This is a genomic window from Croceicoccus mobilis (genome assembly GCF_001661965.1).
Classification (GTDB): Bacteria; Pseudomonadota; Alphaproteobacteria; order Sphingomonadales; family Sphingomonadaceae; genus Croceicoccus; species Croceicoccus mobilis.
Genome location: NZ_LYWZ01000026.1, coordinates 35622 through 53864 on the forward strand (window position 1 = coordinate 35622; position 18243 = coordinate 53864).

Annotated in this window: 12 protein-coding genes and 1 pseudogene; 5 read left to right on the plus strand and 8 right to left on the minus strand. The window is 64.2% G+C overall.

Annotation, left to right across the window (positions count from 1 at the left end; genetic code table 11):
- The first annotated feature begins 301 nt into the window (after nucleotides 1-301).
- The 3 genes and pseudogenes from A9D13_RS16230 (at nucleotide 302) to A9D13_RS16240 (ending at nucleotide 3266) form a co-directional block, all read left to right on the plus strand.
- Nucleotides 302-2330, plus strand: a pseudogene (locus tag A9D13_RS16230) (heavy metal translocating P-type ATPase).
- Entirely contained in the window at nucleotides 2327-2740 is a 414-nt protein-coding gene (cueR, locus tag A9D13_RS16235) for a Cu(I)-responsive transcriptional regulator (RefSeq protein ID WP_066775995.1), read from the plus strand. The pseudogene A9D13_RS16230 and the gene cueR overlap by 4 nt, the downstream one beginning before the upstream one ends.
- A gap of 67 nt (nucleotides 2741-2807) precedes the next feature.
- Nucleotides 2808-3266, plus strand: a complete 459-nt coding sequence (locus tag A9D13_RS16240) for a DUF411 domain-containing protein (protein WP_066776058.1) — start codon at nucleotides 2808-2810, stop codon at nucleotides 3264-3266.
- A 154-nt stretch (nucleotides 3267-3420) separates the two neighbouring features.
- Here the strand turns inward: A9D13_RS16240 and A9D13_RS16245 are convergent, their stop codons facing one another.
- From A9D13_RS16245 to A9D13_RS16270, 6 genes are all read right to left on the minus strand, one after another.
- Entirely contained in the window at nucleotides 3421-4869 is a 1449-nt protein-coding gene (locus tag A9D13_RS16245) for an efflux transporter outer membrane subunit (protein ID WP_066775998.1), read from the minus strand.
- A complete protein-coding gene (locus A9D13_RS16250) occupies nucleotides 4869-6461 on the minus strand; it encodes a DHA2 family efflux MFS transporter permease subunit (RefSeq protein ID WP_066776002.1) in 1593 nt (530 codons plus the stop codon). The genes A9D13_RS16245 and A9D13_RS16250 overlap by 1 nt, the downstream gene beginning before the upstream one ends.
- 2 nt (nucleotides 6462-6463) lie before the next feature.
- Complete coding sequence (locus A9D13_RS16255; protein ID WP_066776005.1) at nucleotides 6464-7636, minus strand: HlyD family secretion protein; 1173 nt, start codon at nucleotides 7634-7636, stop codon at nucleotides 6464-6466.
- Nucleotides 7637-8187: 551 nt separating this feature from the next.
- Nucleotides 8188-9270, minus strand: a complete 1083-nt coding sequence (gene rhaT / locus A9D13_RS16260) for an L-rhamnose/proton symporter RhaT (protein ID WP_066776009.1) — start codon at nucleotides 9268-9270, stop codon at nucleotides 8188-8190.
- Nucleotides 9271-9344: 74 nt separating this feature from the next.
- Entirely contained in the window at nucleotides 9345-10853 is a 1509-nt protein-coding gene (locus A9D13_RS16265; RefSeq protein ID WP_066776012.1) for a rhamnogalacturonidase, read from the minus strand.
- A gap of 5 nt (nucleotides 10854-10858) precedes the next feature.
- Entirely contained in the window at nucleotides 10859-12070 is a 1212-nt protein-coding gene (locus tag A9D13_RS16270; protein WP_066776013.1) for a rhamnogalacturonan acetylesterase, read from the minus strand.
- Between the two features lie 186 nt (nucleotides 12071-12256).
- Between A9D13_RS16270 and A9D13_RS16275 the strand changes: the two genes are divergently transcribed.
- Both A9D13_RS16275 and A9D13_RS16280 read left to right on the plus strand, forming a co-directional pair.
- On the plus strand, nucleotides 12257-13558 hold the full coding sequence (locus A9D13_RS16275) for an oligogalacturonate lyase family protein (RefSeq protein WP_172808209.1): 1302 nt from the start codon (nucleotides 12257-12259) through the stop codon (nucleotides 13556-13558).
- 88 nt (nucleotides 13559-13646) lie between these two features.
- On the plus strand, nucleotides 13647-14639 hold the full coding sequence (locus tag A9D13_RS16280) for an alpha/beta hydrolase (RefSeq protein WP_066776015.1): 993 nt from the start codon (nucleotides 13647-13649) through the stop codon (nucleotides 14637-14639).
- A 3-nt stretch (nucleotides 14640-14642) separates the two neighbouring features.
- On the opposite strand, the gene A9D13_RS16285 is transcribed toward A9D13_RS16280, so the two are convergent.
- A complete protein-coding gene (locus tag A9D13_RS16285) occupies nucleotides 14643-15359 on the minus strand; it encodes a DUF6250 domain-containing protein (protein WP_066776018.1) in 717 nt (238 codons plus the stop codon).
- Nucleotides 15356-18109: an exo-rhamnogalacturonan lyase family protein gene (locus tag A9D13_RS16290; protein WP_229665570.1), complete on the minus strand. Its 2754-nt coding sequence runs from the start codon at nucleotides 18107-18109 to the stop codon at nucleotides 15356-15358. The genes A9D13_RS16285 and A9D13_RS16290 overlap by 4 nt, the downstream gene beginning before the upstream one ends.
- Between the last annotated feature and the right edge of the window lie 134 nt (nucleotides 18110-18243).

Sequence of the window (18243 nt, forward strand, 5' to 3'; positions counted from 1 at the left end):
GGTAGTGCGGCGCTCGGGCTTGCAGCTTCGAACTTACCGCTGCGACCGCTGTCATTCCTTTCACCTGACAAGCCGCCGCAAGGGGAAACGCATTCCTCGCCCTGCCGAGTAAATCAAAGTGGCTGGGCACAAGATAAAGCCGTCTGTCTTGCTGCGCCTTGCATGTCAAAAGCGGTCAGAGAGAAAGCGGCGCGGTGTAAACCGGTCAGCGATAATCCCGATCAAATCGGTAGATTGCTTGTCCCCTTGACCCTGACATGATGTCAGGCCTTATATGTCTTATCGGCAAGGAGATAAGCCGATGGAAGCGCATCAGCACTGTAATCACGATCATGCCGCGGCAGGCAGCACGCAGGTCACCGATCCCGTATGCGGGATGCAGGTCGATCCACAGGCGACCGCGCATCACGCCACGCATGACGGGCGCGAATATTATTTCTGCAGCGCCCGCTGCGCGGCGCGCTTTGTCGAGGACCCGGATCGCTGGCTGAACCCGGCGGACGAGGAACCCGCCCCCGAAGGCGCGATCTGGACCTGTCCGATGCACCCCGAGGTGCGGCAGGACCACCCGGGATCGTGCCCAATCTGCGGCATTGCGCTGGAGCCCGAGATGGTCGACCCCGATGCCGGCCCGAACGAGGAACTGGTCGACATGACGCGGCGGTTCCGGATCGGGCTTGCGCTCGCCTTGCCGGTGTTCCTCTTGGAAATGGGCGGGCATGTGTTTCCCGCTGTCCATCATCTCGTGCCGATGGATGTTTCGGTCTGGGTGCAGCTGGCGCTGGCGACGCCGGTGGTGCTGTGGGCGGGCTGGCCGTTCTTTACGCGGGCGGCGGCATCGGTCGCCACGCGCAATCTCAACATGTTCACCCTCATCGCGCTGGGGACCGGGGTGGCGTGGTCCTATTCCATGGTCGCGACGCTCGCGCCCGGCCTGTTCCCCGATGCCTTCCGCCGCGCCGATGGCACGGTCGCGGTCTATTTCGAAGCGGCTGCGGTCATTACCGTGCTGGTCCTTCTGGGCCAGGTGCTCGAACTACGCGCGCGCGAACGAACCTCTGGCGCGCATCGTGCAGATGGTGGCGCAGGCCCAGCGTTCGCGCGCGCCGATCCAGCGTCTGGCGGACAAGGTTGCGGGCTGGTTCGTGCCGCTGATCCTGTTCGTCGCGCTGCTCGCCTTTGCCGCGTGGGGCCTGTGGGGCCCCGAACCGCGCCTTGCCCATGCGCTGGTCGCGGCAGTGGCGGTGCTGATCATCGCCTGTCCCTGCGCGCTTGGCCTTGCCACGCCGATGTCGATCATGGTCGGCGTGGGGCGCGGGGCGGAGGAAGGAATATTGGTCAAGAATGCCGAAGCGCTGGAGCGGATGGAGAAGGTCGATACGCTGGTGGTCGACAAGACCGGCACGCTGACCGAGGGCAAGCCGTCGGTCACTCGCATCGTGACGCTGGGCAATCTGGCAGAGGAGGAGGCGCTGCGCCTTGCCGCAGGGGTCGAGCAGGCGTCGGAACATCCGCTTGCGCAGGCGGTCATGGCCGAAGCGGAGCGGCGCGGCATTGCTGCGCCCGAGGCAAGCGACTTCGATTCCCCCAGCGGCAAGGGCGCGAGCGCCCATGTCGATGGCAGGCGGGTGCTGCTCGGCAATGCGGCCTTCCTGCGCGAAAACGGCGTGGATCCCGATACAGCGGCGCAGGAGGCCGATCACCTTCGGCACGATGGCGCCAGCGCGATTTTGATGGCCGTCGATGGCAAGGTCGCCGCCGTCATCGCCATTGCCGACGCGGTCAAGGCGACCACGCCTGCCGCGATCAAGGCCCTGCGCGCCGAAGGTATCCGCGTGCTGATGCTGACCGGCGACAACCGCACCACGGCAGAGGCGGTGGCAAGGTCGCTCGGCATTGACGAGGTCGAGGCCGATGTCCTGCCCGACCGCAAGAGCGCGGTGGTCGAACGGCTGCGCGCAGAGGGTCAGGTCGTCGCCATGGCGGGCGACGGGGTGAACGATGCCCCGGCACTGGCCGCGGCGGACGTCGGGATCGCCATGGGGTCGGGCACCGATGTCGCCATCGAAAGCGCGGGCATCACGCTGCTGGGCGGCGAGCTGACCGGCATCGCCCGCGCCCGGACGCTGAGCCGCAAGGTCATGTCGAACATCCGGCAGAACCTTGTCTTCGCCTTTGCCTATAATGCGCTGGGCGTGCCGGTGGCGGCGGGGGTGCTCTATCCGCATTTCGGCATATTGCTGTCCCCCGTGATCGCGGCGGCGGCGATGTCGCTGTCCTCTGTCAGCGTGATCGGCAATTCGCTGCGGCTGAAAGCGGCAAGCTTGTGAACATCGGCGATGCAGCACAGCGCACCGGGGTGTCGCAAAGGATGATCCGCCATTACGAAAAGATCGGCCTGATCCCCGCGCCGCTGCGCCGCGACAGCGGCTATCGCGATTATGCCGATGCCGACGTCAACCGCCTGCGCTTCATCGCCAATGCCCGCGACCTCGGCTTTTCGATCGAGGAGATTGGCGAGCTGCTGGCATTATGGAGCCACGAGCACCGCGCCAGTGCCGAGGTCAAGGCGCTGGCTCTGGCCAAGGCCGACGAGCTGGGCCGCAAGGTCGAGGCGCTGGCCGCCATCGTCCATCTTGCCCAGACCTGCCATGGCGACGACCGGCCCGAATGCCCGATTATCGACAGCATGTCGGGCAAAAGAACGGCCATCAATTTCGATTCTGCCAAGGATGATTGATCCCGGTCATGTGCCGGCAATCGCAAGGCGCTATGATCGCGCAAATGTCGCAAGGGGAAACAGGATGATGGCTTTCAAGCATAATACGGCCCGTAATCTGGCGAGCGCGGTGGCTCTCCTTGCCGCTTCGTGCACCGGCGCCGCGCAGGCCGTGCCCTATGTCATGTTCCGCGATCCGGGCTGCGGCTGCTGCCACGAATGGGCGAAACATGTCCGCGAAGGGCTTCAGGCCGAAATCGTGATGCGCGAAGACGTGCCGATGCCGCAGGTAAAGGCCGCCCGCGGCGTGCCGCTTGCGCTCGCCTCGTGCCACACGATGGAAGTCGAAGGCTATGTGATCGAGGGCCATGTTCCCGCCGCCGAGATCAAGCGCCTGCTGCGCGAAAGGCCCAAGGGCGTGAAAGGCCTTGCCGTGGCGGGAATGCCGCTGGGTTCGCCTGGCATGGAGATGGGCGGGCGAACCCAGCCCTATCAGGTCATCGCCTTCGGTGACTTCGGGCAAAGAGTTTTCGCGCGATACCCTTAGGCACATGACAGGAAAGCTGTTCCGACCGAGGCGGAGCATGAGTTCGCCGCGCACGAAGGGCTGGAGGGCGAGGATCACGCCCACAGCGACGATCTGGCTCCCCACAGCCTGATGATGGCAGGATAATTGCTGCCCATTCGAAAATCCGCGCGGGTTAGCTTTCTCCCGGGTCTTCCCCGTCCCAGCCCAGACCCAGCTCCATCATCACCGAGATGTAATCGACGGCAAGCTGGGTGCGAGCCTTTTCGGTAGAAATGGCGGCGGCAATCGCCTGCCGTTCTGCGCCATACTGGTCGATCAGCGTGGCGGTTCCGGCCTTGTATCGCGCGGCGTTCAGCGTGCCGGCATCCTGCGCCGCGCGTTCGGCCAGCAGAAACGCCGCGAGCTGCTTGCGCGTCGCGCCAAAGCGGGCGAGGCTGTCTTCGGCTTTTTGCAGCGCTTCCAGCACGGTCCCGCGATATTGCGCACGCGCCTGATCCGCCTGCGCCTCCGCCCCGCGCACCCGCGCCTGTCCGGCCCCGAAATCGAGGATCGACCAGCTGAGCATGGGCAGCGCGATCGTGCTGAGATTGCCGGGATCGAGCACGTCGCCCGGATCGGTGCCGCCAAGGCCAAGGATGCCGGTAAAGCTGATCTGCGGGAACAGGCTGGCCTTGTTCACGCCGATATTCGCATTGGCCGATGCCAGCGCGCGTTCGGCGGCGCGAATATCGGGCCTGCGCGCGATCAGCGCGGCGGGATCGCCGACCGATACGTTCGCCGGGGGCAGCGGCACGGGAGAAGGCTGTTCCAGCACCGCGTCCAGTTCGCCCGGAACCCGGCCCGTCAGCACCGCCAGCGCGTCGAGATAGGCCGCGATCTGCGCCTCCAGCGGGGCGGCCTGCGCGATCATGGTGCGCAGATCGCCTTCCATCCGGTCGACCTCCAGTCTTGTCGCCGTGCCTGCATCGTAACGCGCCTGCGTCAGCACCAGCGATTTTCTCATGAGGTCGATCGAGCGCGCATTAAGCGCATCGCGCGCCTGCGCATCGCGCAGGTTCACATAGTTCTGCGCGACCTGCGCGGTAAGCTGCACCTGCGCATCGGCCAGATCGAAGCCGCTTTTCTGGTAATCGGCTCTCGCGGCTTCCAGCTTGCGGCGAGAGCCGCCGAACAGGTCCGGATTCCACGAGGCATTGGCCCCGACATTGTAGAAATTCAGCGTGCTGGTGCCGGCCGAAGAACCATCCGCCTCGCTCGACTGCCCGATGCCGCTGCCCGGCAATTCGGCATGCGCATAAAGCGCGCTGGCCGACAGTGAGGGAAACAGCGCCGCGCGTGCTCCGCCGATCTTGGCGCGGGCCTGGGCGATCTTTGCTTCGGCGGCGGCAATGTCGGGGCTGTTCGCCAGCGCGTCGTCAATCAGGCCGTTCAGCACCGGATCGCCCAGCGCGCTCCACCATTCCATCAATTCCGGTCGGCCCGCATCCGCGATGTCACCGCCGCGCACAAAGCTGCCGCGTTCCACCGCGCCACCCGCGACCTTGGGCGGGCCGTCGTAATCGGGGCCGACGGTGCAGGCGGCCAGCGCCGCAAGGCAGGTGAGGGGGGCAAAAATTCGCATCAATGCATCGCCATTTCTTGTGAACCGTCCTGCGGCAGCGGACGCAGCAGCAGCACCAGCGGTGTGGCCAGCGCGACCGCGACCGTCAGTGCGAAAAATATGTCGTTATAGGTCATGACCAGCGCCTGTCCGTAAATCTGCTGGCCCAGCACCCGCATGCCGGTGGCGGCATTGCCGAACTGGTGCGAAAGCTGGGCGACATAGGACTGGACCTCCATGCCATTGGCGTTGAGCGATTCCTCGATCCGGCGCTGGTGCAGCCACAGCCGGTTCTGCTGCAGGATCGAAATGCCCGCCAATGCGAAACTGCCGCCCAGATTGCGAAAGGCGTTGAACAGCCCCGACGCGTCGCCCGCATCCTCTGGCGGAACCGATGCGACGGTCGCCTGGCTGAGGAACATCATCGCCATGATCGTGCCCGCCCCGCGCAGCAGCTGCGACACGGTAAAGGCGCCGCCGGTCGAATTGATGGTCAGCTCCGCATCGAAATAGGCCGACAGTCCCATCATCACCATGCCCGCCCCGACCGCAACGCGAATGTCGATATTGCGGATCATCAAGGGCACGAAAGGCATGAGCATGATCGAGGGAATGCCCGATAGCAGCACCACCTTGCCCGCCTGCAGTGCGTTGTAATCGGCAATCGCGGCCAGGAATTGCGGGATCGCATAGGAGGTGCCGTAAAGCACCATGCCGATGGTGATCCCCATGATCGCCACCGCCCCGAATTGCCGGTCGAGCAGCAGTTTGAGCTTGATGACCGGTTCGCGCGCAGTCGCCTGCCCATAAAATAACAGACAGGCCCCGACCACGACGATCAGCGCCATCAGCTGGATCAGCTCGCTCGCAAACCATTCTTCGCGCGCGCCTTCTTCAAGAAGCACGGTCAGCGCACCCAGCGTCATCGCAAGGCCGAGGATCCCGATCCAGTCGGCGCGACCGAGCAGGCCCAGATTGGCCTTTTCATGCGGCAGACCGGTCAGCAGCAGGATCAGCAGCACGCCCGATACGGGGACATTGATGAAGAACGCATAGTGCCAGCTGATATTCTCCGTCAGCCATCCGCCCAGCAGCGGGCCGAGCAGCGGGCCGAGGATGACGACCACGCCGAACAGCGCAATGCCGACCGGCTGCTGCCTGCGCGGCAGGCGCAGGGCGATGATGGTCTGTGCGATCGGGATCAGCGCGCCGCCGGTAAAGCCTTGCCCGATCCGCCCGATCACCATGGTCGAAAGCGAGGTTGCAATGCCGCAGACGATCGAAAAGCCGGTAAAGGTCGTGACCGCGATCAGCAGGAAAGTGCGCAGGCCGAACACCCGCGTAAGCCATGCGGCAAGCGGGATGACGATGATTTCCGCCACCAGATAGGCGGTGGCGACCCATGCGCCCTCGGTCCCCGAAGCGCCGATTTCGCCCTGGATGGTGGGAAGCGCGGAATTGACGATGGAGATGTCGAGCGTCGCCATCAATGCGCCCAGCGTGCCCGCGATCACGGCGAGCCAGTCGGTGATGCTCGCCTTTGGCTCCGCCCGCGTGGGGGGAGGGGCGGTTTCCAGACCGCCCGTTTCGTCCGGTGTCGCGGCGCTAGCCATGATCAGTTTGCGGCACCCATCGCGTCCTGTTGTTCCTGAATCTGCTCAAGCTCGCCGTCTGCTCCGCGGGTGTCGACAGTGACGGTGACCGACATGCCGGGCACCAGCAGCTTGCGCGCATCGGGGGCGGCGTCCAATGCGATGCGAACTGGCACGCGCTGCACGATTTTCGTGAAATTGCCCGTCGCGTTTTCGGGTGGCAGCAGAGAGAATTGCGCACCCGTCGCAGGCGATATGCTGGCGACATGGCCGTCGATGGTAACGCCGGGCAGGGCGTCGACCTCGATCTCCACCGGCTGGCCGGGGCGCATCAGGGCGAGCTGCGTTTCCTTGAAATTGGCGGTGATATAAAGATCCTGCAAAGGCACCACGCTCATCAGGCGGGTGCCGGGCTGGACATATTGCCCGGCGGTCACGGTCTTGTCGCCGATGCGGCCTGCGACTGGCGCCTTCAATTCGGTGGAGGACAGGTCTTGCTGCGCCGCGTTCAGTTGCGCGCGCGCCTGCTGGCCGCGGGCCTGCGCCTCTCTCACCTGGGCCTGCATCCCTGAAACCTGTCGGCGCTGCGCGGCCAAAGCGGCGGTCAGCTGGCGCACCCGGTCGGCGGATTGGCGCGCCTGCGATTGCAGGCCGTTCAGCTTTTCGCGGGTTTCTGCGCCCATCTCGACCAGCGGGCGATAGCGGGCGACTTCTTCGGCGTCATGCGCGGCCTGGGTCCTGGCGGCAGCCAGCTGCGCCTCTGCCTGCGCGATCTGGGCGCGCTGCACGCCAATGGCCGAACGCGCATTGTCGGCGGCAGCCTCGGCCTGTGCGATCTGCGCCTGTGCCTGCCCGGTCTGGCTGCGGTAATCGGTGGGGTTGATGCGGACGAGGACCTGACCCTTTTTCACGTCTTCGTTCTCGCTGACCAGCACGGCATCGACGAAACCGTCGATCTTTGGCGAGATGACCGAAAGGTCCGCCCGGATCTGCGCGTCGTTCGTTTCCTGCATGTACTGGCCGTAGCTCTTGTAGCGCATGTACCATGCCGCCGCTCCCACCAGCACCACGATAGCCACGACGGCAAGAATGGTCTTTGTCCGCTTCGAAAGGGACTTCTTTTCCGGGGCTCTTTCCTCTCCGGCCGGATCCTGAGCGATTTCGCTCGGCGGATTGGCCGGTTCATTGCCGTTCATGGGGTCGAATTCTCACGGTTAGAGTGGGGGGCGCGGATGGAGCTAGCCGAGCTTTCGGTCCAGTCAAGACCGCAACCCATATGCTTGTCAGCGGTTTCCCGAAAAGCTATTCTGGCAAAAAATAAAATGGGAGTCGGATGCGTGGAACGTGGCGATGCCGGATTCAAAACCTGCCCGATGGGCATGCTCTGTGCAGCCAGTGCGGGCGCGCTGGCGATTTTCCTGCTGGCGCTGATGCTGGTGGGTTGATCAGCCCCCCCTGATCGGCCCTCTCGATCAAGGCCCCGGTCAAGCCCCTGATCAAGCCTCTTATCAAGCCAGCGCCTGATGCCTGTCGATATGTCGCGGACCAGGTCGATCTGTCCGCGCGCGCCGGTCTTGGCGTATACCCTCTTCGAAGAGTAGTGCCCGGGCGGCACATTTCTGCGGCGCTATCGATGCAGGGACCGATGCGCCGCAGATATGCCTCATGGCGGGCAAGACGCACCGCGAGGAACTGGCGGGTCAGTTCATTCCGATCGAACGGGCCGAACGGGGTGGGAACGTCGCGCTCAATGTCCGGTGACCGTCGTGCTGTCGAGCATGTTGCCAATGCCGATCACGATCGTCGCCCCGACCAGCAAAGCGATGCCGAGCCAGACCATGCGCCGCGTACGGGTGCTGGCGCCCTTCCATTCCTTGAGCGCGAAACCCCACAGCGTGGAAAACAGGATGATCGAGGCCATGTGCAGCGTCCACGAAGAGAAGCTGAAGCGGCCCATCTGGCTTTCGCCCATCGTGTAGAAGAAGAACTGGAAATACCAGAGCGTGCCGCCCAGCGCGGCCAGCAGGTAATTCGCCAGAAGCGGCACCCGCGCCCCGGCAGAATCGTCGGTGCCCGCACCAAAGAACTGACCGAAGCTATTGTTGCGATGAATCAGTATGGCGCACCAGATCGCATTGGTCGTCAGCCCGCCTGCCAGCACGACGCACAGCACGGGGAGGCCCTGGCTGAGCGGATCGGTGCCGGCGGCCAGGGTTAGCTGGCGGATGGGTTCACCGGCGTCGAGGCCCCATGCAAAGCAGCCCGACAGCACGCCCGAGAAGACCGCGATGATGAGACCCTTTTTAAGGTCGAATTCGGCAACGCCCTCGCTGGCGCTATCGCCCAGCTCCGCATCCTTGGCATGGCCCGCGCGGGCCACCACGATGATGCCGACAAGGGTGATCAGGATGGCGAACAGCGTGATCTGCCCGCTGGTGCGTGACGCGATATCGACCAGGGTCCCGCGGAAGATTGGCGGCCCCAATGTTCCCACGACAGTGGTCAGCCCCATGATCACCGCCATGCCGAGCGAAAGGCCGAGATAGCGCATGGTCAGCCCAAAGGTTAGCCCGCCAAAGCCCCAGAGCAGACCCCAGAAATAGCACCACCCCAGCGTGCTGGTCGGTGTGGCGGCCAGCACGCCCAAAAGGTCGTTCGTCCTCCATGCGGCAAAGAACCAGGGGGCGATCGCCCAGGAAAACAGGCCACCGAAAAGCCAGAAGATCTCCCATGACCAGTACTTGATGCGTTTGTAGGGGACGTAGAAACTGGCCGAGGCAAAGCCGCCCAGCCAGTGGAAGATCACGCCCAGTATCGGATTTGCGCCCATGGAATTTGTCTCTTCATGCTGTCTTTGTGGATTTTGAGCCGGTTATCGACCCTTTGCGTGGATGGTGATGCGGCTTACGGTGCGACGTTTCCCCCGAGCCGGCAGTCGGCATCTTTTATGACCACGTCTTCGCATTGATCGAGGATGATGTCGGTTCGTTCATCGCTGAATGTCCGCGCAGTAAAATTCTCGACCCTGAGGCCGCATACGTGCCTCGCCCAGAGAGCCCATGCGGGCAGCACGCCCAGCATGCTGGGTTCGGGGTAGGCATCGCGGATTTCAGGGACCATGCGCCGCGCATCGGCGGCGGTTCCGCCGCCTTCGTATTGCAGCAGGATGTTGCGCAGCACAATGTCTTCCAGCGGACTGTCGGCGAGGCCCGAAAGCATCACCGGAAAGCGATGATCGATGCCGCTCGCCTCGATGTCCTCGAAGGTGATGCGGCGCACGCGGCCTATGCCGGTTCCGTCGGGGCCGCGGCGGCGGTCGCCGACCATCGCGAACAACGGGGCGGTGGTCACTTCGCGCATGGTGATGCGGCGAACGGTCACATCCTCCATGATGCCGCCGTCGACCGTTTCCAGCGCCACGCCCCGGCTGCGTTCGAACCGGCAGTCCTCGATCGTGATGCGGCGATATCCGCCATTGCTTTCGGTGCCGAGCTTGATGCGGCCCGTCACCCGGTCGCGGTCGGGCGCGCATTGCTGCGTGCGGCCAAAGCTGCCGTCGAGCATCGTGCCCATGTCGAAACCCGACACAAGGCAATGGCGGATGACGACATCTTCGCTTGGGATGGCGCGGCCCAGCGCAAGGCTGCTCTTGAGGACGATGGCGTCGTCATTGGGGCTGTTCACCCGGCAATGTTCGACCACCACATCGGCCACGCAATCAAGGTCGATCCCGTCGCGGTCGGTATCGATGGCAAGATGCGAGATGGTGAGCTTTCGCGTGCCGGTGGCAAGGATCGCGAAATGGCCGCCCATGGCCATGGTGAAGCCCGACAGGACGATATCGCGCCCGCGCTTCAGCGCGATGGCCTTGTTGCCCTTGCCCTGCATCGCGGCGGCTTCGGGCTCCAGCTCGGCGATTTCGGACTCGCTCATGCCGGCCATGGACAGAGGCCTTTCGCCGGTCTGCTGTTTCCAGCGCGCACCGGGCCCGTCGCGCGTCAGCCCGGTGCCGACGATCATGCCGGGACCGACGATCGCCGCCTGTTCCAGATCCTCGGCCCAGATCAGGCTGTTGTGCCAGTGGCTGTGGCCGAAATCCTGATAGAGCTGTTCGCCATTGTCTTCGGGCAGGTCATAGCTGCCCGGATGGATCGCGGGGTCCGCCGCCTCGATCACCGCGCCCTTTGCCAGCACCAGCGTGACATGGCTGGCGAGCCGGATCGAAAAGCACAGATAACGCCCCGCAGGCACGATGACGGCGCCTGCGCCCGCAGCGGCGGCGCTGGCGATTGCCATGTTTATCGCGCCGCTGTCGATGGTCGTGCCATCGCCGCGCGCGCCATGATCGCGCACATCGAAGACTTGCGCGGCATGGCCCGCGAAGGGGAGGGTGATTTCCGAAGGAATGGTCATGCGCGTCAATACCCTTGCGGCCGGGCCGAATTGTGCAGCAGGCTCGGCGCGATGGCGACCGTGCCGGGCAGGGGCGGATGTTCGGGGTCGAACGGGGCTGCGGTCAGATGCGGGGCAAGTGCGGGCACCGCTTTGACAAGCCCTGCCGCCACCGCATTGGCCATCAGCCATGCGCCGTAATTATCGTGATGCGTCCTGTCGCGCCCGCCATCGTTGAAGGCCAAAGCCGCGCGCTGTTCGCCAAGTGCTTCGTAAATGGCGATGCTGTCGCGGTTGAGATCGACGAGCGGCACGCCTTCGGCCTGCGCGACCTTTCGCATAGCGTCGGGATAGCCTGCCAGCGTGTCGCGGATGCGGCCATCGTCGAAAAAGCGCCGCTCAGGCGAGGTGACGAGAACCGGATGCGCCCCGCGTGCCCGCGCTTCCGCGATCAGGGCGCGCAGATAGGCTGGATAGGCGAAGCGGGCATCGGCATGGGTCTGCGGCCAGTTCGCCTTTTGGTCATTATGTCCGAACTGGATCAGCAGGTAATCGCCGGGCTTCAGCGTTTCGGTTATCTTGGCAAGCCGCAGCTCGGCGATGAAGCTTTTGAGCGTGCCGCCCGATTTCGCATGATTGGCAACGGCAATGCGCTCGTCGAACAATGCGGGCAGCATCTGCCCCCAGCTGGCGGCAGGCTCGGCGGGCTGGTCCGCGACCGTCGAATCCCCGGCAAGGTAAATGGTCGGCACATCTTCCCCTGCCGGTTCGACGCAGATCTCTGCCACCGCCGGCCGGCCCAGGAATTCCAGTGTCAGCCTGTCGTCCCAGTCGCGCGTTTCCGCTTCTGCCGTATCGACCAGCACGGCATGGCCGCCCGGCGCGTTTTCAGGCACCGGGGCAAGCGCGGGCGTTCGTACGGGCACCAGAAAGGAGACATCGCGATATTGCCCTGCGCGGGTCGTGATGGAACGCGCCATCAGGCGGCGGCTTTCGGCCTTGATCGTGGTGTCGCCCGCGGCGCTCTTGCTCCCCAGCCTCACGGTTACGCGCCATGTCCCTTCCGGCACGGCGAAGGAATAGGCGAAGCCCGTGTCCGAACCGCCCGGCTCAATCCCTTGGCCGTTCACTCCATAGGCTGGCAGCGCGGTCGGGAGGATTTCGGAAAGATCGGCGTGGATGGCGCCGGGCGCGCTGCACGCTATCGACATGGCCGTGACGGCGGCGAAAATTGGCATGTCACCCTGAAGCCTCTCTGCTGTCGGTCATCCCGATGTGCCCATTCATCGTGGAACGAGATGCCTTGACCTTATGGTCCATATGATAAAACATTAAACCATAAAGTGAAACACCGGGTTCGATTCAAATCGGCGCCCGTGGACAGGAGAGAACGCTTGAAGAGTTTCCTGGCAGGCATCGCAGCCATGGCGCTGACCGCCCCGGCATTTGTTGTCGCCGATAGTGCCAATGCCCGCGACGCAGCCGCCGCGACGGCGCAGCAGATGGCCCACCCCAAGAGCTGGGTCGATGAGCTGACCGGCCACCGCATCGTGCGCATTACCGATCAGGCGGGCAGCCAGTCGCTCTATTTCCATCAGAACAGCTATACCCCGCAGGGCGACATGATGGTCATCACCACGCCTGCTGGCATCGCGACGATCCGGCTGAAGGACTGGAAGGTCGCCCCCCTCGTCAACGACAAGGATGCGAAGCTGCTTTTCACCGGGCGCAAGACGCGCACGGCCTATTTCTCAAAGCCCTATGGCGAGGAGGGCACGAGCGTTTACGGCGTGAACGTCGACACGGGGAAGATCCGCAAGATCGCGAGCATCGAATCCGGTTCGATCGGTTCGATCAATGCCGATGAAACGCTGCTGCTGGGCCAGTGGGCGGAGCGCAATCCCCCGCTGCAGCCGGGCGGCGAAATGCAGAAGCATGGCGACCCCGCCTATGCCGCGCTGGGCCCCGACGGCAAGCCACTGACCTATGCCGAGGCGAAGGAAGTGCGCCTTGACCAGCGGCTGGAAGCGAAGATCCCGATGGAGATCTTCACGCTCGACACCAAAACCGGCGAGAGGAAAGTGGTCGTCGCCTCGACCGACTGGCTGAACCATGTCCAGTTCTCGCCCACCGACCCCAATCTCATCATGTATTGCCATGAAGGGCCCTGGCATAAGGTCGACCGTATCTGGACCGTGCGCACCGATGGCAGCCAGAACACGAAAATCCACACCCGCACCATGAACATGGAGATCGCGGGCCATGAATTCTTCAGCCCCGACGGCAAGTGGATCTGGTACGATCTCCAGACCCCGCGCGGAGAGGATTTCTGGCTGGCGGGCTATGAGATCGCGACCGGCAAGCGCAAATGGTACCATGTCGAGCGCAACGAATGGTCGGTACATTACTACCAGTCGCCCGACATGACGCGCTTTTCGGGCGATGGCGGCGATAGCGAAATGGTCGCCCATGCGCCGGACGGCAAATATCTCTATCTCTTCACGCCGCAGGACGTGCCCGATGTCGCGGGCATTCATGCCGCCAATGCGGCCGATTTGATCAGCCCGGGCACCTTCGCTGCCGAAAAGATCGTCGACATGCGCGGCCATGACTACAAGCTGGAGCCGAACATCACTTTCACGCCCGACGGCAAATGGATCATCTTCCGTTCAAACATGGAAGGCGAAGAACAGGTCTACGCCGCCGAACTGGCGAAAGCGGAATAAGGGACGAATGGCGATGGACAGGTCCAAACTCGACCGGCCCGTTTTTGATGGGCCCGGTTTTGATAGGCCCGGTTTTGATAGGCGGGGCATGCTGAACGCGATGGCACGGGCAGGGGCACTGACCGGTGCGGGGCTGGCTATGGGGGGCGGGCTTGGCGCCTTTTCCGCACAGGCCGAAGTGCTGCCGCCGGGCGGCGATGGCGGTATCGTGCGGCTGTGGCCGGGCGCCGCGCCGGGCATGCCCGATGGCGGGGTGCAGGACGAATTCGTCAACCGCAACAAGGGCGGCGGACCGGATGACATCGCATGGCCCCATGTCGCGGATCCGGTGATGACCGTGACGCCATCGCCCAATCCATCGGGCGCGGCGATGCTTCTGATCCCGGGCGGCGGCTATGCCCGCGTCGCCGTGGGGCGCAAATCCATGCCCATCGCGCTCTGGTTCGCATCGCTGGGCGTGACGACTTTCACCCTGCGCTACCGGCTTGCGCATGACGGCTGGGCGGCTGGCCCCGATACGCCCTTGCAGGATGCGCAGCGCGCGATGCGGCTGATCCGGTCATGGGCATCGCATTACGGCTATGATGCCGAAAACGTCGGTGCGATGGGTTTTTCCGCAGGCGGGCATCTGTGCGGCATGCTGTCCACCCGATCGGGCGACAAGACCTATGACGCGGTCGATGCCGCCGATGGGTTGAGCGCGCGGCCCAAGGTGTCGGCCATGCTGTTCCCGGTGGTGTCGATGATGGCGCCGCTGGCGCATGCCCAGTCGCGCACCGAACTGTTGGGCGAAAACCCTTCGGCAGAGCTGGAGCAGCGCTATTCGCTGGAACGCAATATTCCCGCCGATTGCCCGCCGATCATGCTGGGGCAGGCCGCCGATGACGAAGTCGTCCCCGTCGGCAATTCGATCGCCATGTTCCAGGGGCTGAAGGCGGCGCAGGTCCCGTCGGAGCTGTTCATCATCGAAGAGGGCGGGCACGGCGCGCCCATGTTGACCGACGATGGCGATGCGCTGCTCTGGCTCAGCCGTTTCAGCCATTTCGCGCCCCGACACGGGCTGCCGATGACCAGCGTCTAACGTTTACTCGGCAATCGGGGTGATCCGCACGTTGCGGATCTGCAAATGGCTTTTCGTCGTGCGCAGCGCGAACCATCCCATTTTATAGGGATCGTCGTCCTGCATGGTGAAGATCCGCTTGCCGCCGTAATCGACGGCGACGGTCTTGCCATTGGCGGTCAGCGTCACGCTGGTCCAAATATTGGGCTTTAGCATCACATCCGCATCGGCGCGGTCGTTTTCGGGCAGCAGCGGGCGATTGCCCGTTTCCCCGACATAGCGGCGCATCCGCGTCGTCGTGTTCCGGTTGCCGCCGATCCCGACATAATAGGTCTTCATCGTGTCATAGGTCGCAAAGGCCCCGCTGCGCCCATAGAACAGGGGCGAACTGTCGGGTGCTGACGGATCGGTCGCCATCCAGAAGGCGTTGACGTCGCTGACCTCGTCATTGGGGCCGCCCTCGCTGACTGCCCTGGCTTCAAAGCTGATCCTGACCGGCCCTTCGACCGGCTGGTTCCACCACAGCGAGAGCCCCTTGGGTGTGTCGATATCGATGATGTCGCCATCCAGCGCGCGCACCGTGGCATCCTCGCCCGCTTCGGCTTCCACCGTCCAGCCGGGCAGGCCCTTTTCCACCGGGAGCACGTCGACCGGAGGGATGGTCGACGCGCAGCCTGCCAGCAGCAATGCGACCGGCAGGAAAGCCCGGGGGGCAAGGCTAAAGCGGGAAGAAAGGGTCATGGACGCAGCACATCCCCGATCAGGGTCAGGTTCTCGATCGCGGTCAGGCCCCATTGCGATGCATCATTGGTCGAGATCTCGATGATCTCGTCCACGGGCCTCAGCACCGCATCGCCGGTGACGCGATGCCCTTCGGCATATTGGTCGCGGTCTGTCCGGTCGCCGGGTCCGAAGAATTCGGCCCATGCGCGGCGTTTGAGTTCGGGATCGTCGCGCATGACGCCTGCATAGGCGGTAAAGCGCGAGTGTGCCTGCCGCAGCCCGCGTCCCGCCGCGCCCGGCGCGCCGCCAGGCAGCGTGTATTTCTCGGCGGTGAGATTATAGACCGCGCAGTAATCCAGCCAGGCCTCTTCATATTCGGGCACGTCGAGCAGGGTGAGCAGTTCCGCCGTGATCTCGAACACGCCGAAAACGCCCGACAAATGGCTGATCGAAATTTCATCGCCCGCGCCCAAGAAGCGCCCGGTCTTGAGATCAAAGGGCGCACCGCCCGCGAGCCAGCCGTATTTAAGGCCCGCAATGCTCTTCATCCCGTTGACGATCATGGATTTCGCCCATTCGGACCGGGTGCGCTCCCACTCTGTCAGCCATGCGGCGAGCAGCGATCCCCAACTGGTGCCAAAGCCCATCATCACCTGGCCTTCGGGCAGGCCATTGCCCGCCCCGATGCTGCCGGTCATGCGATTATCGCCTTCACGCGCATTGACCTTGCGCTCGATGATCACGGTGGAGAGCGCCTTGGCGCTGTCGTTGAGATCGCGCATCAGATCGCCGCAACGTTCATCGGCGGCGAGGTAGAAGTAGAAGCGGCGATAGGCGGCATTGGAAATGCGTGGCTGTTTCGAACTATCGGCCCAGTGCTGCACCCCGTGGCGCGTGCCCAGCCCCTTGAACCGGCCGGTGTGATAGACATCGACCTCGCCGGTGTGGCGGGTCATCGCCTCGGCCATGCGGAACACATCGGCGCGGCCGGTGCGCAGATAGCTGGTCCACAGCCACAGATCGCTCGACAGTTCGGAATTGTCCCAGGCAAAGCCGCCGATGTCATAGCGCCAGACATGGCGGTCATTGTCATAGCTGTGCATGACATCGCCATAGTTCCAGAACCCGTACCAGCGCCGCTGGTCGACCTGGCCCACATAGAAATCGAGTTCGCGCTTCAGCCGCGCCTCGATCTTCTCACGCAGCGGATTGCCGTCGGCGGCGGGCGGGCTCCACGGGCCGAACATGTCCGCTTCATACACGCGCATCGTATTGGCGGTCAGGCGGGCAGGGGTCTCCATCGTCGCCGACATCTGCGCCAGCCGGTCGCGCGAAGGCGTGGCGGGCAGGGCCCACAGGCGAAATTCCATCGTGCGCGCAATGCCGGATGCATCGCCCCAGCCGGGCTCATAATCTTCATAGGTCACGTCGAGCCCGCGGTTCTGGTCGACGTAATCCTCCATCCCCATCACGTCGTGATAGAAACGCAGATCCATCGCGGGCGCATCGGGGGCATGGTACCAGACCGTGAAACCGGCCTTGTCCGACGCGGCATCATTGATGTCGAGGCCAGTCGGGCAACGCTGCCAGAAATCATGCATGCCGAATGCGACGCCGCCGGTGGTCCCGCCGACATAGCCAAGGCCCGGCGCGCGGCCGGCGGTGTCGACATCGATCCAGCCGAAGCCGGGTGCCGTGCGCTTGATGATCGAGAACCCGTCGGCATTGGGCTGGCGCAGACGGAAATCGCCCCAGGCCGGGATGAACTGCAGATTGGGCCGCACCCGCTCCGACATTTCGGACAGGGGCGGGGTGGGCATGCCGGCGACCTGCGCGGCGCGGAAAGTCTCGCCCGGATCGCGGCGCAGGCCGGTGAGGGGGCGCACCGCCTCTCCCCACAGGCCGCCATCCTCGCCGCCAAAGCGGACATGGCGGTCATGCAGTTCATCGCGCATCGGCACATGGCCCGACAGGCCAAGCCCGCGGATGAAGCGTTTCGCCGGATCGCCGTCGAAGATCTGCGAATGCACGATCCGCACGCTGGCGCTGCCCGCGTGGAAATACAGGCGCATGGAAAAGGGCATCCAGTCGCCCCCTTCGCCGGTGAATTTGCCAAACAGTTTCACGACCGCGCGGATCGGGCCGGTCTGCTCGATCTCGGCCCCGGTGATCGTGCCGGTCGATCGGATCAGTTTCGGCGCGGCCTCGACCGGGCCGGTGCCGTCGTCGCCGGGCTTGTCCTGATCGGTCGCGTGGAAATGCACGTCTTCCAGCACGGTGCGCCCGTCGGCGCTGGTCGCGCGCAGGAAATTCGTGCCCGATTTGGCGATGGACCACACCGTCGCGCCATTGGTGACGGTGATCGCCGTGGATCCATCGGCGAGCTTGAGCGAGGGCGCTCCTTTGGCGGCGCCCGGCTTGACAGCGAAGCCATCTGCCAGCGCGGCATCGGCGGCAGTGGCGTGGCCGGTCCACTTGATCGAACCGTCCGGCCACCATGCCAGCGGCCATGTCTGAAGCGGGATCTTTCCGTCCTTGCCCGAAAGGTGATATCCCGACTTGTCGTATTTCGTCCCGCGCGGCCAAGGTTGTCCCCATGCCTGCCCTTCATGCGCGGCGGGCGGCGCAGGGTCGAGCCATGCGACGTCTGGGCCGGAGCCCTTATGCAATCCGGTCGATGGGGCGGGGGAGGCTGCCTGCGCAAGGCCCGGCAATGCCGCTGCCGAACCTGCCAGTGCCGAGGAAGCCAGCATCGATCGACGTGTCATGGACGCCAGGGCCATATCATCTCCCATGAGAAAGCGAAATCGCTATGATTTCCATATTATGGTGATAAAGTTCACCATCTGGGAACATCAAGTCAAGCCTTTCAGTGGCGGAATTGGAAAACTCCCCTTATAGC